We start from the raw sequence: 16,975 nt of genomic DNA, 5'->3' as shown, positions 1-16,975 counted from the left end.
ACCGGTCCGGACGGTTGCTTCCCCGGCCGGGCGAACTTCGCCGACGCACCGGACCGGTCACCGGTGGGCGGGGCGGCTACCTCTACGATTCGGCGGGTGACCACCTACGACGACACCTTCGACCATCTCGACGCCTCGTCCCTGCCACTTCGCCAGCAGCAGATCCTGGTCACGATCCGGGACTGGGTGGTCCGCCACGGATACGCGCCGAGCAGCCGCGAGATCGGCGAGGCCGTGGGACTGCGGTCGTCCTCGTCGGTGTCGAAGCACCTGGCGAGCCTGGAGGACAAGGGTTACCTGCGGCGCAGCAGCTCGATGTCGCGACCGATCGACGTGCGCGCGTTCCTCGGCACGGCCGAGCCGCAGCAGGGTGAGGACTCCGTGGCGGTGCCGGTCGTCGGCCACATCGCCGCCGGTACGCCGATCTCGGCCGAGGAGCACCTCGACGAGATGCTGCAGCTGCCGCGCGGGCTCACCGGCCGCGGCAACGTCTTCGGCCTGCGCGTGCGCGGCGACTCGATGATCGACGCCGCGATCTGCGACGGCGACATCGTGGTGGTGCGCCAGCAATCGGAGGCGCACTCGGGCCAGATCGTCGCCGCGATGATCGACGAAGAGGCGACCGTGAAGGTCTACCGGCGCCGCAACGGCCACGTGTACCTCGAACCCCGCAACCCGGCCTACGACGTGATCGACGGCGACCGGGCCGTGGTGCTGGGCACCGTCGTGTCGGTGCTGCGCAGCATGTGAGTCAGCGCATGAACAGGCCGCCGTTGATGTCGAAGGTGGCCCCGGTGATGTACCCGGTGTTCTCGCCGCACAGGTAGGCGACGAGGTCCGCGACCTCCCCGGCCCGCCCGAACCGGCCCACGGGGATCGCGGCCTCGGCGGCTTCGAGCTGTCCGGCGTCCATCTCGTCCATCACCGGCGTGCGTGTCGCCGCGGGCGCCACGGCGTTCACCGTGACGCCCGAGGCCGCGAGCTCTTTCGCGAACACCTTGGTGAGCACCAGAACCCCGGCCTTCGACGATGCGTAGTGCGCCCCCGCCACCAGCCCGCCCTGCTGCCCCGCCAGCGACGCGAGGTTGACCACGCGGCCCCACCCGCGCTCGCGCATCGCCGGCGCGAGCTCGCGCGTGAGCAGGAAAACGCCGCGCAGGTTGGTCGCGAGCACGTCGTCCCACTCGGCCACGTCGATGTCCCACACCGACCGGCTCTGCGTGCGGGCCGCGTTGTTCACCAGGATCTCCGGCACGCCGAACTCGTGCCGCACCTGCTCGGCGACGGACCGCACGGCGGCCGGGTCGCGGACGTCGACGGCGAACGCACGCGCAGCCGTGCCGGAGGCGTCGAGCTCCCGTGCCTTCGCCGCCGCGCTGCCGGCGTCGAGGTCGAGCAGCGCGACGCGGTGGCCGAGCCCGTGCAGCCGTTCCGCGACGGCCGCCCCGATCCCGCGCCCGGCCCCGGTCACGACGGCGGTCCTGCGAGTGTCCACTGTGTCCTCTCGGGAGTCGGGTCGTCGGCGTCGCGCATCCGTTGCGCGGCAGGGACCATCCTGCCCGAGATCCGCCACCGCGTCCGGGTCAGGCCGGCAGCCCCCACGGGGTGCTCGGTCCGTTCGGAGCCACCGGCCGCACCGCGAAGTCCGGCCGGTCGCCCGCGCGGTACACGAAGGCGTCTTCGCCGCGGGCGAGGTCGACCTGGACGTCGCCGTTGGACAGGGTGCGCCAGCGCTTCGAGCGACCCCGTGCGTCGGTGACCTCGAGGGCGCCGTCGATGCCCGGGCGCAGGACGCAGGGGGCGCCGGCTTCGCTGTGGACCTTCAGCCAGCGCGTTCTGCCGCCTTCGCGGGCGGCGCTGAGCAGGAACGCGCCCTCGGTGCGGAAGTCGCGCAGGGAGATGTCGGCCCACGTCGCGGGGACGGCGGGGAACAGCCGCACGACGCCGCCCCAGCTCTGCACCAGCATGTCCTGCATCGACTTCACCGCCGAGAGCGGCGTCTCGATCACGGGGCCCGACTCCTCGTACATCGTGTTGGGCTTGATGAACCGGCTCTGCAGCTGGTCGAGGTAGGCCGCCGCCTGGTCGCCGCGTCGCATCGAGGCCGAGATCGACGCCGCGCCGGTGAAGGTGTAGCCCTGCAGCGCGCCTTCGAAGCCGACCCAGTGCGCCAGCGACTTCTCGATGAGGGCGCGGTTCTCCGGCTGCTCCCAGGTGATCTCGTACAGCGGGTAGACCTGCAGCAGGTGCGAGTAGTGCCGGTGCGACTTCGCGAACGGCACGCCGGCGCCGATCATGTAGCCGTTCTCGTCCACGGCGTAGGGCGCGAGCGTCGCGGCCACCTGCTGCCAGCGGGGCACGAGCGGGTCGGCGATGCGCAGTTCGCGCGCCGCGTCGAGGAGGGTGCGGCAGCCCCAGCGCACGAGCGCGAGGTCGTAGGTGCAGTCGGGGGCGTTCACGCCGTACTCGGGCGAGAAAGTGGGCGGCAGGTGCAGTCTGCCGTCCGGGCCTGGCGCAAGGAAGTGCAGGTAGTAGTTGATCGCCTTGCGCAGCAACGGGAACAGCGTGTCGCGCAGCAGGCGGCGGTCCAGTGTGTGCCGGTAGGACAGCCACACGTTGTGCAGTGCCCAGGTGAGGTCGCCGACCTCCGGGGTCGGGGTGTCCTGGCCGGGCACGCCGACGGGGAAGCCGCTGTTGGCGTCGGATACGCCGTTGGACAGCGTCATGTCGGTGGTGCGCGGGATGCCGGCGGAGTCGCCCTGGTACGGCGCGCCGACCTGACTCGACAGGTGTCCGCGGTACTGGTCGAGCGCCCGGCTCACGGCGTCGAGCTCGAGGTGGTTGGAGCCGTGGATGAGCCAGTACTCGAGCTGCACGTTGAGGTTCCACCACGTGGCCGGCCACGGCGTGTTCTCCAGCCACGGGCCCGAAGTCGCCATAACCGGCGCCTCGCGCCGCGCGGCCGAGGCGAGCTTGTACAGCTGGATCCAGTAGAAGCTCTGCAGCCGGGTGTCCGGAATGGACACGAAACTGCGCCGGTAGTAGTCCTGCCACCAGCGGCGGTGCTCGCGGGTGAGCGCGCCGAACTCGGCCGCCGTGCGCACGGACCACAGCGCCCGCGCGGTGGACGTGCGCTCGGGGTGCGACCAGGCGACCGCGGCGTAGAGCGTCCGCGCGCCGCCGCGGGTGACCTCCCGCCAGGCGGTGACGTGCTCACCGCCCGCGAGCAGCGGCTGCTCGGCGACGTGGCTGTCGCCGACGGCGCGGACCGTCGCCTGCGGGTTCGCGACGTACCCCTCGGGCGGCGCCTTCTTCCACACGGGGTCGGCTCGTGGGCTCACGGCCTCGGCCGGGTGGAAGACCCAGCGGAACCCGCGTTCGCCCTCGGTCGGGCGCACCTCGACGGCGAGCACCGGCTGTCCGGTGTGGACGATCGCGCGCAGCGCGAGGCTGCCCGCGGCGGTGGTGATCGTGCCGGTGAGCTCGGCGTTGCCCAGCTCCAGCCGCCAGTCGACGCCGGTGATCGCGCCGGCGGGTTCGAGCGTGAAGTACCCGATCGGCAGCCGCGCCAGGCCGAACAGCGAGCCGTACTGCGGCCGGTGGTCCTGCACCTCGCTGTGCTGCACGGTGAAGCGCACCGCGTTCTTGCCCGGCTCGGCGTAGACGCCGGAGCCGAGGAAGCCGTTGCCGAGGAACGGCCCTTCCGTCCACGCGACCGGCATCCGCTGCCACCGCAGATCCGCGGTGGCGAGGAACGCGGCCCAGTCGAAATCGTCGCCGCCGGGCGGCGGGTGGCTCGCGGCCGAGGCGACGGCCGGGCCCAGCCCCGCCGCGCTCGCCGCGATCCCGGCGAGCGCGCCGCCGAGGACTGTTCTGCGGGAGACGTCCATGTCTGCGACCTCCAGGTCAGGGGCGGCGGCGGTCGGGCTCAAAACATAGGATGTCTGACATCCGTTGTCGAGACCTCTGCGTAAGTTCGTGACAAGGCAACCCGACTGGAGCACCATGACTCCTCAGAAGCGTTGTAGCCTCTTCATCGATTCATCGGATGACTATCGTGCCGCGGGTCGGTCGGGACGAGCGCGAGCCGCAGGGGCGCAGGTCACAGCCGGGCGCGCCGGGCCCGGCCCTACAATCGGGGCCAGCCGCGCCGCGGCGGTGGGCGGAGGAGAACCGTGCGGGTCACGATCCGGGATGTCGCACGGCGGGCAGAGGTGTCGGTGGCCACGGTGTCGCGGGCGCTCGGCTCGCCCGACCGCGTCAGCGAAGCCACGCGCGACCGGGTGCTCGCGGTCGTGCGGGAGCTGGGCTACCGGCCGAGCCCGGCGGCCCGCAGCCTCATCACCGGCAAGACCGGCGCGATCGCGATCGTGGTGCCGGATCTGGGGAACCCGTTTTTCACCGGCCTGCTCAAGAGCGTGCAGGCGCGGGCGCGCGAAACCGGCCACGCCGTGCTGGTCGGCGACAGCGACGAGGACCCGGCCACCGAGCAGGAGCTCGTGCGCACGCTGGCGAAGCAAGCCGACGGCGTGCTGCTGTGCTCACCCGGGATCGACGACGACACCATCACCGAGCTCGCCGGCCTCACGTCGCTGGCGCTGCTCAACCGCCGCGTCGCCGGGATCGGTGCCACGGTGATGGACAGCGCCGGCGGGATGCGCGAGGTCGTGGCGCACCTGGCCGGGCTCGGGCACCGGCGCTGCGCCTACCTCAACGGCCCGGACAGCTCGTGGTCCAACCACGAGCGGCTGCGCGGGCTGCGACCCGCCGCCGCGGAACACGGCGTCGAGATCGTGGAGCTCGGGCCGTTCGCCCCGCGGTACGAGGACGGTGCGCCCGCCGCCGACCAGACGCTGGCCGCCGGGGTGACCGCGGCGCTCGCCTACAACGACGTGATGGCGCTCGGTGTGCTGGCGCGCCTGCGCGACCGCGGGGTCGACGTGCCGGGCGAGCTGAGCGTGACCGGCTTCGACGACCTCGTCTACGCGGCGGTGTCCGCTCCCCCGCTCACCACGGTCGCCATGCCGGTGGCCGAGGCCGGCCGCCACGCCGTGGATCTGCTGCTGGCCCACGCCGCCGCCGACCCGGCCGGCCGGGTGGTCACGGAACTGCCGACGCGGCTCGTCGTGCGCGCCACCACGGCCAGCGCGCCCGGGTGTCACCGCTGACCATTCCCGCGTGTGAGGGGAAATGTCGGAAAATGATCGGGACGGACACGTAATCCGGTCACTCCCGATACTGCGTTCCACTGTGGATCGATGTTACAGTTCTTCACAGGCCACGGAAACGGGGCTGCCGGAAACGTTCGAGGAGGATTCACCCGCCATGGCGCACAAGGTCCTGGTCCAGATGGTGGACGACATCGACGGCGGGGTCGCGCACCAGACCGTGCCCTTCGGCCTCGACGGCGTCCAGTACGAAATCGATCTCTCCGACAAGAACGCGGGAACTCTGCGTGAAGAGTTCGCCCGCTACATCGCCGCCTCGCGGCGCACAGGCGGCCGCAAGGTGCGCCGTGGCACCGGTTCGGGCACGCCGACGCCCGAGGACCGCGAACGCTCGCGCGCCATCCGCGCGTGGGCCGCGGACAACGGCTGGAGCATTTCCGAACGCGGCCGCATTCCCACCGACGTGGTCACCGCCTACGAAAACAGCCGCGCCTCCGGCTCGAAGTCGCGTGCCCGCGGAGGCCGCACAAAGGCGAAGGCGTAAAACCGATCCGGGGGTGGCCGTGCGGCCATTTCCCCCGACCTGCCGCACGCCCCGACGGAAACGTCCACACCGAATTCGAAAACCGCGGATCACCGGCGGCTTCCGGTGAACCACTGCCGCCGCGAGGGCCTTGACAGCCCGTCGCGGCGGTTCGTACGTTCCGACCGGGAGCCGCGGACCTTCCCCGAAGTCCGCTTCGGAGAGGGTGCTCGCGGATGAGTTTCACCGAGTCGTTCGAGACCGTCGCCACCGTGATCGAAGGCCTCGGCGTCGGCATCATGGCCCTCGGTCTCGTGGTGGTCCTGGTGCGCTTCGTCGTCGACGTCACCCGGCACCGCGGCAGCTACGACCAGCTGCGGGTGCACCTCGGCCGCGTCATCCTGCTCGGGCTCGAGATCCTCATCGCCGGGGACATCATCCGGACCGTGATCGTCGACGCGTCGCTGGAGAACGTGCTGGTCCTCGGCCTGATCGTGCTGATCCGGACCGTGCTGAGCTTCGCGCTCGAGGTCGAGATCTCCGGCGCGTGGCCGTGGCAGGCCAGGCGGGGGCCGCAGCCGCCCGCCTGACCTCCCCCGGCGCTCAGGCCGCGCGGCCCAGGAACGCCAGCAGCCGCGTGGTCTCGTCGGCGTCCGCCGGCGGTGCGAGCTCGGGCCCGAAGAACTCGGGCCGCCGCAACGGAATCGAGCGGACCCACTCGTCCGTCGCCTTCACCACCGCCGGATCCAGCGTGACGGTCAGACCGACGGCCTGGGCGATGTCCCAGGTGTGGACGAGCGCGTCGGAGATGAACGCCGGCAGCAGCGTCGTGAGCGGCGCACCCCCGGCGTCGTCGACCGACGTGACCCGCGCGAGCCCGTCGCGGGTCAGCGCCGGGGCGGTGGCCTCGAAGGCCACGCGCCACTCCCCCGCCGGGTCCCCGGCGCACAGCACCCCGGGGTTCGGCGCGCCGGGCTCCCCCGCAGTCTCGGGGTAGTCGGCGCCGGTCACCCAGGCCGCCAGCCGGTGGCGGCCCCACAGCACGTGGCCCACGATGTCCCGCACCGTCCACGCCGCGCACGGCGACGGCGCGTCCCACCGCCGCGCCGGCACCTCGGCCACCACCGCGCCGAAGCCGTCCTGCGCCACGAAGTACTGCTCCAGAAGATCCACAGCTCGCTCCCTTCACCGATGTCGTCGCCCTACGACCACCGGCGGACGCCGAAACAGACCGAATCCGGTCCCGGCTTCGCCGGCTCGCGGCTACCGTGGCAGGAATGACCGATTCGACCAGTACCGAAGACCAGACCGGCGCGCTGACGCGCAACGTCGAGGGACACGAGGTCGGTGCGAGCGTGTCCATCATCCGCGAGAGCACCGACGTCGCCGGGTCCGGCCCGCGGCTGCACCGCCACCCCTATCGCGAGACGTTCGTGATCCAGCGCGGCCGCGCTCTGTTCACGATCGGCGACACCGAACGGGAAGGCCGGGCGGGCGACGTCCTCGCGGTCGCCGCCGGGGTCGCGCACAAGTTCGTGGTCCTCGGGCCCGAGCGCTACGAGGCTGTGCACATCCACGAGAACGACCGGTTCGTCACGGAGTGGCTCGAGTAGACGCCGTCCACTCACGACGATGCCCCCGACCCGCCCGCGCGTTCGCGTTCGCACATTTGTCGGCGCGCGTCACAGCGCAGTCGGCAACTGGCCGAATCACGCCCTGACCTGCGGAACCTTCCGGCGTCCCGGAGGACGAGTTTCCGTCACGCGGAAACACTCCGCGCCCGGGCCGCCACGTCGTGAAAACCGGCCCTGACCACCGGCAACGGCCGGGGCCGCCGCTGCCTTGACACCACGTTGGCCCGGACTCATCCTCACTTCTCTCGTTTCCGTTCGATGGAGGGTGTGATTCCGCATGACGGAGGTGCTGGACCGGACGACCGGCCGCGACGACCGCGACCGGCTGTTCGCCGCCGCGCCCGGGTCGGCCGTAGACCTGGCGGTGCCCCTGGGCCCGCTCACGCTCGCCAACCCGGTGATGCCCGCGTCCGGCTGCTTCGGCCCTGAGCTCGGTCCCCTGCTGCCGGTGCGCGAGCTCGGCGCGGTCGTGACGAAGACCGTGTTCGCGCAGCGCCGCTCCGGCAACCCGTCGCACCGGCTGACCGAAAGTGCGCTCGGCATGCTCAACAGCGTCGGCATCCCCAGCCCGGGCACGAGCCGGTTCGTCCACGACGTGCTGCCGCGCTACCGCGAGTTCGGCGTCCCGGTGATCGCCAGCGTCGGCGGGCTGACCGTGGACGAGTACTGGCAGGTCGCCGACGAGCTGGCCGGTGCGGAGTGCGCGGCCTTCGAGGTCAACGTGTCCTGCCCCAACCTCGAACACGGCGGGCTCGCCATCGGCGCCGACCCCGCGGCGGTCGAGGCCGTCGTCGCCGGCGTGGCGGCTCGGACGGAACTGCCGGTGCTGGTGAAGCTCACGCCCGGTGTCACCGACATCGGCGAGATCGCCCGCGCCGCCGAGCGGGCGGGCGCGACCGCCGTGACCGTGAGCAACACCTTCCCCGCCCTGGCCGTCGACGTGCGCTCGCGGCGCGCCGTGCTGGGCAACGGCGTCGGCGGCCTGTCCGGCCCGGCCGTGAAACCGCTCGCGCTGCGGCTGGTGTGGCAGGCGGCCTCGGCCGTCGACATCCCCGTCATCGGCTGCGGCGGCATCAGCAGCGCGCGTGACGTCGTCGAGTTCCTCATCGCCGGCGCCACCGCCGTGCAGGTCGGCACCGCGACGTTCACCCGCCCCTACGCGATGGCGGAGATCGTGCGCGACCTCGCGGGCCACTGTGCCGAGCTCGGGGCGGGAGCCGTCCACGAGCTCATCGGAACCCTGCGCACCTGACCCTTCCCGTCCTTCCCCCGACCCGTCCTTCCCCCTACCCGTCTTTCCCCCAACGCCGTGAGGAGTGCTCCCCACCATGTCCGACGAAACGCTCGCCGGCAGCGCCGCGCCACCCGTCACGTCCGAAGACACCCCCGCCACGAAGGCGACCACGCGCTACGCCCGCAAGGCCGTGTTCGCGTCGTCGCTCGGCTACGCGATGGACGGCTTCGACCTGCTGATCCTCGGGTTCGCCCTCTCCGCCATCTCCGGCGACCTCGGGCTCGGCGGCGCCGAGGCCGGCTCGCTGGCCACCATCACGCTGATCGGCGCGGTGGTCGGCGGGATCGCGTTCGGGGTCCTGTCCGACCGCATCGGCCGCGTGAAGGTGCTGACCTACTCGGTGATCTTCTTCGCCGTGTTCACCGGGCTCACGGCGATTTCCACGAGCTACTGGGAGATCGCGGTCTTCCGGTTCCTCGCCGGCGTCGGCATCGGCGGCGAGTTCGGCATCGGCATGACGCTGGCGGCCGAAGCGTGGCCGGCGAAGAAGCGCGCACGGGCGACGTCGCTCGTCGGCCTCGGCTGGCAGGCCGGGGTGCTGCTCGCGGCGCTCGTCTCCGCTCCTGTGCTCAACGCGTGGGGCTGGCGCGGGCTGTTCCTGCTCGGCGCGTTTCCCGCGATCGTCGCCATCGTGTTCCGCTCGCGGCTGCACGAGCCCGAGCAGTTCACCCGCCACCGCGAGAGCCGGCAGGGCAAGCCGAAGGTGCCGCTCAAGCTGCTGGTGGCCGACGGGCCCACCACCCGCGCGACGATCGGCGTCCTCGTGCTCACGTCGGTGCAGAACTTCGGCTACTTCGGCATCATGATCTGGCTGCCCACCTACCTGTCCACGCAGTTCGGCTACAGCCTCACCAAATCCGGGGTGTGGACCGCCGTCACGGTGGTGGGCATGGGCGTCGGAATTCTGGCGTTCGGCGAGATCGCCGACAAACTGGGCCGCCGCAAGGCCTTCTGGCTCTTCCAGGCCGGGGCCGCCGTCTCGGTACTGGGCTACAGCCAGCTCTCTTCGCCGTGGGCGCTGATGGTGGGCGGCGCGGTCATGGGCGCCTTCGCCAACGGCATGATCGGCGGCTACGGCGCGCTGATGGCCGAGCTCTACCCCACGGCCATCCGGTCCACGGCGCAGAACGTGCTGTTCAACCTCGGCCGCGCGGTCGGCGGGTTCGCACCGATCGTCGTCGCGCTCGTGGCCGCCAGCTACGGGTTCGGTTTCGCCATCGGCGTGCTGTCCGTGATCTACCTGCTCGACATGGTCGCGATGATCTTCATCCCCGACCGGCGCGCCGAGCAGCTGGCCTGAGCCGGCCCCGAGCAAGGAGAACCATGCAGGTCGTCATCCGCGCCTTGTCCGTGCTGCGGGCCCTCGCGACGAAGGGCAAGGGCGCCACGCTCCAGGAGCTGCACGAGGAGCTCGACATCCCCGTGGGCAGCGCGCACCGCGTGCTCACCACACTGATGGAGGAGAACTTCGTGACCCGCTCCCCCACCAACAAGCGCTACTTCCTCGGCCCGGCCGCGCGGCAGCTCGGCGAGCCGGCGCCGCACCGGACGGCCTTGCTGGCCAACCCGCACCAGGCCGTGGTCGACGCCGCGGAAGCCAGTGGCGAGACGGTGTTCCTCACCGAGCTCATCGGCGCCCGCGCGGTGTGCGTCGCGCTGGTGGAGGGCCGGCACCCGCTGCGCCTGTTCGTGCGCATCGGGCAGGAGATGCCGCTGCACGCCGCCGCGTCCAGCCGTTCGCTGCTGGCCTACCTGCCGGAGCCCGCGGCCCGGCGGGTGCTCGAAACCCAGTCGCTCGACGCGTTCACCCCGGACACGCCGACCACAGTGGACGAGCTCGTCGAGCACCTCGCCCTCGTGCGGGCCCGTGGTTACGACATCTGCGACGACGAGCTCGACCGCGGCGTGTGGGCCGTGTCCGCCCCGATCTTCACCTCCACGGGCGCGGTGGCCGCGAGTGTGACGCTGGCCGCGGCGGGCAACCGCATGCGCGAGGGCAGTGCGCGCACGGTGGCGACGGACGCCGTCCTCACCGCCGCTCGCGAGCTTTCCGCGGAGCTCGGTTTCGCCGGTGCCGAACCCACCACGGCCGTCGGCGGACCGGCGAGGAGCGCCCGATGAGCCTCGATCACGACCTGGCCACGGCCACCGACACCACCACCGTGTTCCTCGACGCCGCACGGCGGCGGACCGAGCTGCGCGCGGATCTCGCCGCGATCGGCGCCGCGTTCACCACGCGACCGTCGATCCTGCGCCGGGCCGCGGCGCTGCTCGCCGAGGAACTGCCCACGGCCACCGATCGGCTGGTCACGACGGGCACGGCCGACGCCGTCGCGGTCACCACGGCGCTCGCGTTGCACACCGGCCTGCCGTTCACGGTGGACGCCGGCGAGGTGCACCGGGGCGACCGCGTCGCCGTGGTCACGCCGATCGCCGACAACCCGGCCGACACCCCCACCGACACGACCGCCGCCGCGCTGGCCGACCGCGTCCGCGCGGCCGGCGCCGAGCCCGTCGTCCTGCTCAGCGTGCTCGCGGCCGACGGCACCCCCGCCCTCGCGGGCACTCGAACCCCTTCGGAGAACCCGTCATGACCACTCCCGTCCAGGACGCCGGCGCCGCGGTGCGCAAGCTCGGCGTCAGCCCCGACACCTACGGCCCTTCGCTCGACACGCCCACCGATCCCGCCGCCACCGAAGTGGTCGGGGCCGCGCTGGCGGAGCTGCTGACCACGCAGACCCTCGACCAGATCGCGGTGTGGCACGGCGCCGACGACGCCGTGCTCGCCCACGTCGTCGCCCGGCAGCTGGGCGCCACGGTGACGCGCGCGTCCGAGCTCGAAGGCGTGGTCGGCTTCCACCCGCCGGTCGCGGCCGGCACGCGGATCGCGCTGGTCGGCACCGCGTGGGAACCCGCGCGGCTGCGGACGCTGCTGAACCTCGCGGCGACCGCGCGTGCCGAAGTCGCCGCAGTGGTGGCGGTGGTGGCCACTCCCGCGCTCGCCGAGGTGACGGGCCCGCCGACGGCGGCGCTGCTCGCGGAGCTGCCAGGCGGCCCACGATGACCGCGTCCACCGCACCAGCAGGGTCCACTGTGGACGCTCGGCTGCGCGCCGACCCGGAGCGGATCGCGCACTGGCTCGACACGTTCGCCGCACTGTCCGAACCGGACTCCGGCCCGGGCGTGACCCGCCTCGCGCACACCCCGCTCGAACGCCGCGCGCACGCGCTGTTCGCCAAGCACGTCAGCGGGCTCGGCCTCGCCGTGCACACCGACGCCGCGGGCAACACGATCGCCGAGCTCCCCGGCACCGTGGCCGGCGCGCCCGCGCTCGGCACCGGCTCGCACCTCGACAGCGTGCCCAACGCCGGCGCGTTCGACGGCATCGCCGGCGTGGTCGCCGCCATGGAGACCGCGCGGCTCTACACCGAGCACGACGTGCGCCTGGCCCACCCCGTGCGGTTCGTCGTGTTCGCCGCGGAGGAGGGCGCGCGGTTCGGCCAGGCGTGCACCGGCAGCCGGGTCGTCGCCGGGCTCACCGGCGCCGCGGACCTGGAGACCAAGTTCGACGCCGGCGGCGTGAGCCTGGCCGACGCGATGCGCTCGGTCGGCCTCGATCCCGCGGGTGCGGCCGGTGCGCGCTGGCGCCCCGAGGACTGGGCCGCGTTCCTGGAGCTGCACATCGAACAGGGCAGCGTGCTCGAGTCGACGGGCCTGCCGCTCGGCGTCGTCGACCTCATCTCCGGCAGCACCCGGCTGCGGCTCGACCTCACCGGCCGCGCGTCGCACACCGGCGGCACGCCGATGCACCAGCGCGCCGACGCGCTCGCCGCCGCGGCCGAGATCGTGCTGCTGATCGAAGCCATCGCCACCGACAGCCGCCACCACGGCACCCGCGCGACCGTCGGGCGGCTCGACTCCGCGCCCGGCTCCATCACGACGATCGCGGGTCAAGCGCAGCTGCACGTCGACGTGCGCGACGTCGACAGCGACCGCCAGCGCCAGACCGCCGCGGAGATCGTCGAGCGCGCCCACGCCCTCGCCGCGCGCCGGGGCATCGGGTTCGCCGCCCACACCCTCGCCGACGCCTCCCCCGTGCTGCTGCCCCGCCGGGTGACGGACGTCGTCGCGGCCACGTGCGCCGAGCTGGGCTACGCGCACCGCGTACTGCCCAGCGGCGCCAGCCACGACGCGCAGATGGTCAACCACGTCACGCCGACCGGCATGCTCTTCGTGCCCAGCCGCGCCGGGGTGAGCCACAGCCCCGACGAGTGGACCGACCTCGCCGACCTCGTCGTCGGCACCGAAGTGCTCGCCCACAGCCTCGTCCGGCTCGACACCGCGTTCCCGGTCGCGGGATCGGAGCAGTCATGACCACGACCGAAACGCGGGCCGTCCGCGACCACGTGACGCCCCTGCCGCCCACCGGCGCCGTGCTCCCGACCCCGACGTGGCACCACGCGGAAGTGCTGGAGCACCGCCCGGAAGCCGACCGCTACCAGTACCTGCGCCTGCACGCGCCGAGCATCGCGCGGGCCGCGACGGCCGGGCAGTTCGTGATGCTCACCGCCGCCCGCCACGGCGAACGCGGCCCCGTGCTGCCCCGGCCGATGGCGATCTACCGCCGCGACGCGGAGGCGGGCACGATCGAGGTCGTCTACGGCGTGGTCGGTGACGGCACGCGCAAGCTCACCACATTCGCCGCGGGCGAGACGATGCTCGTGGTCGGCCCGCTGGGCCGCGGGTTCCACGTGCCCACCGGCACCCCGCGCGTGCTGCTGGTCGGGCGCGGCATCGGCACCTGCTCGCTCACCACCGTCGCCCAGGACCTCGCCGGCAGCGGCACGGAGCTCGTCGCCGTCGCGAGCGGTCGGACGCGGCAAGCCGTGATCGGCGCGGACTTCTACCGCGAGTGCGGCGCCGAGCGCGTGCTCACCGTGACCGACGCCGAGGGCACCAGCGAGATCGCGCGCCTGCGCGCGGAGCTGACCTCCACTTTGGACAGTGCACCGCCGCGGCAGATCTTCACGTGCGGCTCGGACCGGCTGGCGTGGCTGTGCCGCGAGCTGGCCGATCGCTGGGGCGCCGAGGCGCAGGTGTCGCTGGAAGCCCACATGGCGTGTGGCCTCGGCTACTGCCACGGCTGCGCCACCGGCACCCGCGGCGGGCCCGAGGAGTCGCCGTTGATCTGCAAGGACGGCCCCGTTTTCCGCCTGGAGGAGACGCCATGAGCCCGCTGACGCAGGCCCCGCTCGGCCACGCGGTGCTCACCGGCGTGGCCCCGTTCGGCGGCACCCCGATCGACCTCGTGGTGCGCGACGGCCGCATCACCGAGCTGCGGCCCCGCGGCAGCGCCGACGAGCCGAACCGGTTCGACGCCGACGGTCTCGTGCTGCTGCCCGCGTTCGTCGACCTGCACACGCACCTGCGCGAGCCGGGCGGCGAGGACGCCGAGACCATCGCCACCGGTACCGCCGCGGCGGCGGCCGGCGGCTACTCCGACGTGTTCGCCATGGCCAACTGCAGCCCGGTCACCGACTCCGCCGAGCGGATCCGCCACATCCTCGACCTGGCCGAGCGCACCGCGTCGTGCCGCGTGCACGCCGTCGGCGCCATCACCGAAGGCCTTGCGGGACAACGCCTCGCGCCGCTGGAAGCCATGGCCGCGGCCGGCGCGCGCCTGTTCTCCGACGACGGCCGCTGCGTCGACGACCCGGTGCTCGTGCGTGACGCCCTCGAGCTGACCAAGCGGACCGGCACCGTGCTCGCCCAGCACGCCCAGTCCGGCCCGCTGGCCGGCGCCGGCCAGATCAACGCGGGCCGCGCGGCCGAGCGCACCGGGCTGCCGCCGTGGCCGGCCACGGGCGAGGAAACCGTGGTGGCGCGCGACATCGTGCTCGCCGCCGACGCCGGGGCGCCGCTGCACGTGTGCCACGTGTCCACGGCGCGCTCGGTCGCGCTCGTGCGGTGGGCCAAGGAGCAGGGCTGGGCCGTGAGCGCCGAGGTCACGCCGCACCACCTGCTGCTCACCGACGGCGAAGCCGCGAGCGCCGACACGAAGTTCAAGGTCAACCCGCCGCTGCGCTCCCCGAGCGACGTCCGCGCGCTGCGCGCCGCGCTGCTCGACGGCACGATCGACGCCGTCGCCACCGACCACGCGCCGCACCTCGCCGAGGCGAAGGCCGCCGACTGGTGCGGGGCGCCGTTCGGGATGACCGGGCTGGAGACGGCGCTGGCCGTGGTGTCCGAGGTCCTGCACACCAGCCGCGGCGTCGACTGGGCGCTGGTAGCCGACCGCATGTCCCACGCCCCGGCGCGCATCGGCGGCATCGCCGCGTCCGCGGGCCGGCCGATCGCCGTCGGCGAGCCGGCCACGTTCACCCTCGTCGACCCGCGGGCCGGCTGGACGGTCGACCCCGCCGACACCGTCGGCCGTTCGCACAACACCCCGTTCGCGGGCCTGTCCTTCACCCACCGGCCCGTGGCGACGGTCGTCGCCGGCGCCGTGACCGCCGACCACGGCGGGTTGTTCACCAGGAGTGACCGATGACGTCCACCCGCACCGAAGCGGACCTGCTCGGCGAGCTGGCCGTGCCCGCCGACGCGTACTACGGCGTGCACACCCGCCGCGCCATGGCCAACTTCCCCATCAGCGGCCTGCCGCTCTCGACCCACCCCGAGCTCGTGGTCGCGCTGGCCCGCGTGAAGCACGCGGCCGCGCTGGCCAACCACGACGTCGGCCTGCTGTCCGGCGACAAGACCACCGCGATCGTCGCCGCGTGCGAGGAGATCGAGGCCGGCCGGCTGCACGAGCAGTTCACCGTGGACGTGATCCAGGGCGGGGCGGGCACGTCGTCGAACATGAACGTGAACGAGGTCGTGACGAACCGGGCGCTGGAGCTCCTCGGCCACCCCCGCGGCGACTACGCCCGGCTGCACCCGATCGACGACGTGAACCTGGGCCAGTCCACCAACGACGTCTACCCCACCGCCGTGAAGCTCGCGGTGCACGCGGCCGCGACCGAGCTGCTCGACGCCATGGCCGAGCTGCGCGGCGCGCTCGCCGCCAAGGGCCGCGAGTTCGCCGACGTCGTGAAGATCGGGCGCACTCAGCTGCAGGACGCCGTGCCGATGACGCTGGGCCGCGAGTTCACCGCGTTCGCCGTGACGCTCGGCGAGGACGAGCAGCGGCTGGCCGAGGCACTCACGCTGCTGACCGAGATCAACCTCGGCGGCACCGCGATCGGCACGGGCCTCAACGCACACCCGGACTACGCGCGCCTGGCGTGCGAGCACCTCGCCCGGCTCACCGGCACGCCGCTCGTCACCGCCACCGACCTCGTGGAGGCGACGGCCGACGTCGGGGTGTTCGTGCAGCTGTCCGGCGTGCTCAAGCGCGTGGCGGTGAAACTTTCCAAGACCTGCAACGATCTTCGGCTGCTGTCCTCCGGTCCGCAGGCCGGGCTCAACGAGCTGCGGCTGCCGAAGGTCCAGGCCGGGTCGAGCATCATGCCGGGCAAGGTCAACCCGGTGATCCCCGAGGTGGTCAACCAGATCGCGTTCGAGGTGATCGGCAACGACACCACCGTCACGCTCGCCGCCGAGGCCGGGCAGCTGCAGCTCAACGCGTTCGAGCCGATCATCGCCCACTCCTTGCTGAAGTCGCTGCGCCACCTGCGCACCGGCGCGCAGACGCTGGCGCGCCGCTGCGTCACGGGCATCACGGCCAACACCGAGCAGCTGCGCCGCCAGGTCCGCGAGTCGATCGGCCTCGTCACGGCGCTGAACCCGGTGATCGGCTACGAAGCGGCGAGCGCGCTGGCGAAGCAGGCTTCGGCCACCGGCCGTTCGATCCACGAGCTCGTGGTCGACGCCGGCCTGCTCACCTCCGAGCAGCTCGACACGCTGCTGGGCCTGCCGGCGGCCACGTCGAGCTGACACCGTCGGCCGACACCGTGACGACCGGCTTCGTTTACCCCACGTTTACCTAGGTGTACTGCAATGAAACCTCCATCGGGTGACGCCAGGAGGCTTCATGAGCACGCAGACCCTCGGAGCCCTGGCCCCGGAGCAGCCCGACGCCCACTTCGGACACCTGGAAGACCGCCTCAGCCGCGACTTCGCGACCGTCGGCGCCGAGTCCGTGCACGACCTCGTGGAGCGCGAGCGGGCCCGCTTCACCGGCGCGCCGATCCAGGCGTTCGTGCCGATCCTGGTCGAGCGCGCCGTCCGGGCCGTGCTGGCCGGCCGGCAGCCCGCCTGAGGCGGGCGCTGAAAATTCAGCGGCCGCACCGTCCACTGTGCACTGACCGTCCGGCGCGGCGGGCCGCGACCGCTGCTCGGTAGGCTGTCGGGT

At 72.9% G+C, this 16,975-nt stretch carries 18 protein-coding genes; 15 read left to right on the top strand and 3 right to left on the bottom strand.

The genetic code is table 11. The features are described 5' to 3' along the window. Positions 1-96: 96 nt before the first annotated feature. Positions 97-750 (top strand): transcriptional repressor LexA, encoded by a 654-nt coding sequence (lexA, locus tag ACQPXB_RS18195; RefSeq protein WP_364045697.1) that lies wholly within the window; start codon positions 97-99, stop codon positions 748-750. Between the two features lies 1 nt (position 751). On the opposite strand, the gene ACQPXB_RS18190 is transcribed toward lexA, so the two are convergent. Next, positions 752-1,471, bottom strand: a complete 720-nt coding sequence (locus ACQPXB_RS18190) for an SDR family NAD(P)-dependent oxidoreductase (RefSeq protein ID WP_366578176.1) — start codon at positions 1,469-1,471, stop codon at positions 752-754. 112 nt (positions 1,472-1,583) lie between these two features. Further along, the gene (locus ACQPXB_RS18185; RefSeq protein WP_432853562.1) at positions 1,584-3,890 is read right to left on the bottom strand and encodes a glycosyl hydrolase family 95 catalytic domain-containing protein; all 2,307 of its coding nucleotides are present in this window, start codon (positions 3,888-3,890) and stop codon (positions 1,584-1,586) included. A gap of 285 nt (positions 3,891-4,175) precedes the next feature. Here ACQPXB_RS18185 and ACQPXB_RS18180 point away from each other — a divergent pair, with 285 nt between their 5' ends. From ACQPXB_RS18180 to ACQPXB_RS18170, 3 genes are all read left to right on the top strand, one after another. After that, entirely contained in the window at positions 4,176-5,168 is a 993-nt protein-coding gene (locus tag ACQPXB_RS18180; protein ID WP_432853559.1) for a LacI family DNA-binding transcriptional regulator, read from the top strand. Between the two features lie 157 nt (positions 5,169-5,325). Then, a complete protein-coding gene (locus tag ACQPXB_RS18175; protein WP_386953529.1) occupies positions 5,326-5,712 on the top strand; it encodes a histone-like nucleoid-structuring protein Lsr2 in 387 nt (128 codons plus the stop codon). Positions 5,713-5,927: 215 nt separating this feature from the next. Next, positions 5,928-6,281: a DUF1622 domain-containing protein gene (locus ACQPXB_RS18170; protein ID WP_366578168.1), complete on the top strand. Its 354-nt coding sequence runs from the start codon at positions 5,928-5,930 to the stop codon at positions 6,279-6,281. A gap of 13 nt (positions 6,282-6,294) precedes the next feature. Here ACQPXB_RS18170 and ACQPXB_RS18165 read toward each other — a convergent pair whose 3' ends face one another. Further along, the gene (locus tag ACQPXB_RS18165; RefSeq protein WP_366578166.1) at positions 6,295-6,864 is read right to left on the bottom strand and encodes a TIGR03086 family metal-binding protein; all 570 of its coding nucleotides are present in this window, start codon (positions 6,862-6,864) and stop codon (positions 6,295-6,297) included. A gap of 104 nt (positions 6,865-6,968) precedes the next feature. On the opposite strand from ACQPXB_RS18165, the gene ACQPXB_RS18160 reads away from it, so the two are divergent. The 11 genes from ACQPXB_RS18160 (at position 6,969) to ACQPXB_RS18110 (ending at position 16,882) form a co-directional block, all read left to right on the top strand. Next, a complete protein-coding gene (locus ACQPXB_RS18160; protein ID WP_366578164.1) occupies positions 6,969-7,304 on the top strand; it encodes a cupin domain-containing protein in 336 nt (111 codons plus the stop codon). 298 nt (positions 7,305-7,602) lie between these two features. Further along, positions 7,603-8,577, top strand: coding sequence for a dihydroorotate dehydrogenase (locus ACQPXB_RS18155; protein WP_366578162.1), 975 nt, complete (start codon positions 7,603-7,605; stop codon positions 8,575-8,577). Positions 8,578-8,653: 76 nt separating this feature from the next. Further along, entirely contained in the window at positions 8,654-9,919 is a 1,266-nt protein-coding gene (locus ACQPXB_RS18150) for an MFS transporter (protein WP_366578160.1), read from the top strand. A 23-nt stretch (positions 9,920-9,942) separates the two neighbouring features. Continuing rightward, on the top strand, positions 9,943-10,740 hold the full coding sequence (locus tag ACQPXB_RS18145) for an IclR family transcriptional regulator (RefSeq protein ID WP_432853552.1): 798 nt from the start codon (positions 9,943-9,945) through the stop codon (positions 10,738-10,740). Further along, the gene (locus ACQPXB_RS18140; RefSeq protein WP_432853549.1) at positions 10,737-11,213 is read left to right on the top strand and encodes a hypothetical protein; all 477 of its coding nucleotides are present in this window, start codon (positions 10,737-10,739) and stop codon (positions 11,211-11,213) included. The genes ACQPXB_RS18145 and ACQPXB_RS18140 overlap by 4 nt, the downstream gene beginning before the upstream one ends. Continuing rightward, on the top strand, positions 11,210-11,683 hold the full coding sequence (locus ACQPXB_RS18135; RefSeq protein ID WP_366578154.1) for a hypothetical protein: 474 nt from the start codon (positions 11,210-11,212) through the stop codon (positions 11,681-11,683). Before ACQPXB_RS18140 ends, ACQPXB_RS18135 begins: the two co-directional genes overlap by 4 nt. Continuing rightward, the gene (locus ACQPXB_RS18130) at positions 11,680-12,993 is read left to right on the top strand and encodes a Zn-dependent hydrolase (RefSeq protein ID WP_432853546.1); all 1,314 of its coding nucleotides are present in this window, start codon (positions 11,680-11,682) and stop codon (positions 12,991-12,993) included. Before ACQPXB_RS18135 ends, ACQPXB_RS18130 begins: the two co-directional genes overlap by 4 nt. Then, entirely contained in the window at positions 12,990-13,850 is an 861-nt protein-coding gene (locus ACQPXB_RS18125) for a dihydroorotate oxidase electron transfer subunit (RefSeq protein WP_432853543.1), read from the top strand. Before ACQPXB_RS18130 ends, ACQPXB_RS18125 begins: the two co-directional genes overlap by 4 nt. Then, positions 13,847-15,169 (top strand): dihydroorotase, encoded by a 1,323-nt coding sequence (locus tag ACQPXB_RS18120; RefSeq protein ID WP_366578148.1) that lies wholly within the window; start codon positions 13,847-13,849, stop codon positions 15,167-15,169. The genes ACQPXB_RS18125 and ACQPXB_RS18120 overlap by 4 nt, the downstream gene beginning before the upstream one ends. After that, positions 15,166-16,557, top strand: a complete 1,392-nt coding sequence (locus ACQPXB_RS18115; RefSeq protein ID WP_432853539.1) for an aspartate ammonia-lyase — start codon at positions 15,166-15,168, stop codon at positions 16,555-16,557. Before ACQPXB_RS18120 ends, ACQPXB_RS18115 begins: the two co-directional genes overlap by 4 nt. A 97-nt stretch (positions 16,558-16,654) precedes the next feature. Further along, the gene (locus ACQPXB_RS18110) at positions 16,655-16,882 is read left to right on the top strand and encodes a three-helix bundle dimerization domain-containing protein (RefSeq protein ID WP_432853536.1); all 228 of its coding nucleotides are present in this window, start codon (positions 16,655-16,657) and stop codon (positions 16,880-16,882) included. Positions 16,883-16,975 lie beyond the last annotated feature (93 nt).

Source organism: Amycolatopsis sp. CA-161197 (assembly GCF_050942255.1).
Classification (GTDB): Bacteria; Actinomycetota; Actinomycetes; order Mycobacteriales; family Pseudonocardiaceae; genus Amycolatopsis.
The sequence above is the reverse complement of the archived record's forward strand: the minus strand, read 5'-3'. Positions and strand labels throughout refer to the sequence as shown.

Coding starts and splice junctions, on each gene's coding strand:
- ACQPXB_RS18115 (WP_432853539.1), top strand. CDS start 15,166: ATGACGTCCACCCGCACCGAAGCGGACCTGCTCGGCGAGCTGGCCGTG.
- ACQPXB_RS18135 (WP_366578154.1), top strand. CDS start 11,210: ATGACCACTCCCGTCCAGGACGCCGGCGCCGCGGTGCGCAAGCTCGGC.
- ACQPXB_RS18170 (WP_366578168.1), top strand. CDS start 5,928: ATGAGTTTCACCGAGTCGTTCGAGACCGTCGCCACCGTGATCGAAGGC.
- ACQPXB_RS18175 (WP_386953529.1), top strand. CDS start 5,326: ATGGCGCACAAGGTCCTGGTCCAGATGGTGGACGACATCGACGGCGGG.
- ACQPXB_RS18160 (WP_366578164.1), top strand. CDS start 6,969: ATGACCGATTCGACCAGTACCGAAGACCAGACCGGCGCGCTGACGCGC.
- ACQPXB_RS18130 (WP_432853546.1), top strand. CDS start 11,680: ATGACCGCGTCCACCGCACCAGCAGGGTCCACTGTGGACGCTCGGCTG.
- ACQPXB_RS18150 (WP_366578160.1), top strand. CDS start 8,654: ATGTCCGACGAAACGCTCGCCGGCAGCGCCGCGCCACCCGTCACGTCC.
- ACQPXB_RS18185 (WP_432853562.1), bottom strand. CDS start 3,890: ATGGACGTCTCCCGCAGAACAGTCCTCGGCGGCGCGCTCGCCGGGATC.
- ACQPXB_RS18140 (WP_432853549.1), top strand. CDS start 10,737: ATGAGCCTCGATCACGACCTGGCCACGGCCACCGACACCACCACCGTG.
- ACQPXB_RS18155 (WP_366578162.1), top strand. CDS start 7,603: ATGACGGAGGTGCTGGACCGGACGACCGGCCGCGACGACCGCGACCGG.
- ACQPXB_RS18145 (WP_432853552.1), top strand. CDS start 9,943: ATGCAGGTCGTCATCCGCGCCTTGTCCGTGCTGCGGGCCCTCGCGACG.
- ACQPXB_RS18120 (WP_366578148.1), top strand. CDS start 13,847: ATGAGCCCGCTGACGCAGGCCCCGCTCGGCCACGCGGTGCTCACCGGC.
- ACQPXB_RS18110 (WP_432853536.1), top strand. CDS start 16,655: ATGAGCACGCAGACCCTCGGAGCCCTGGCCCCGGAGCAGCCCGACGCC.
- ACQPXB_RS18125 (WP_432853543.1), top strand. CDS start 12,990: ATGACCACGACCGAAACGCGGGCCGTCCGCGACCACGTGACGCCCCTG.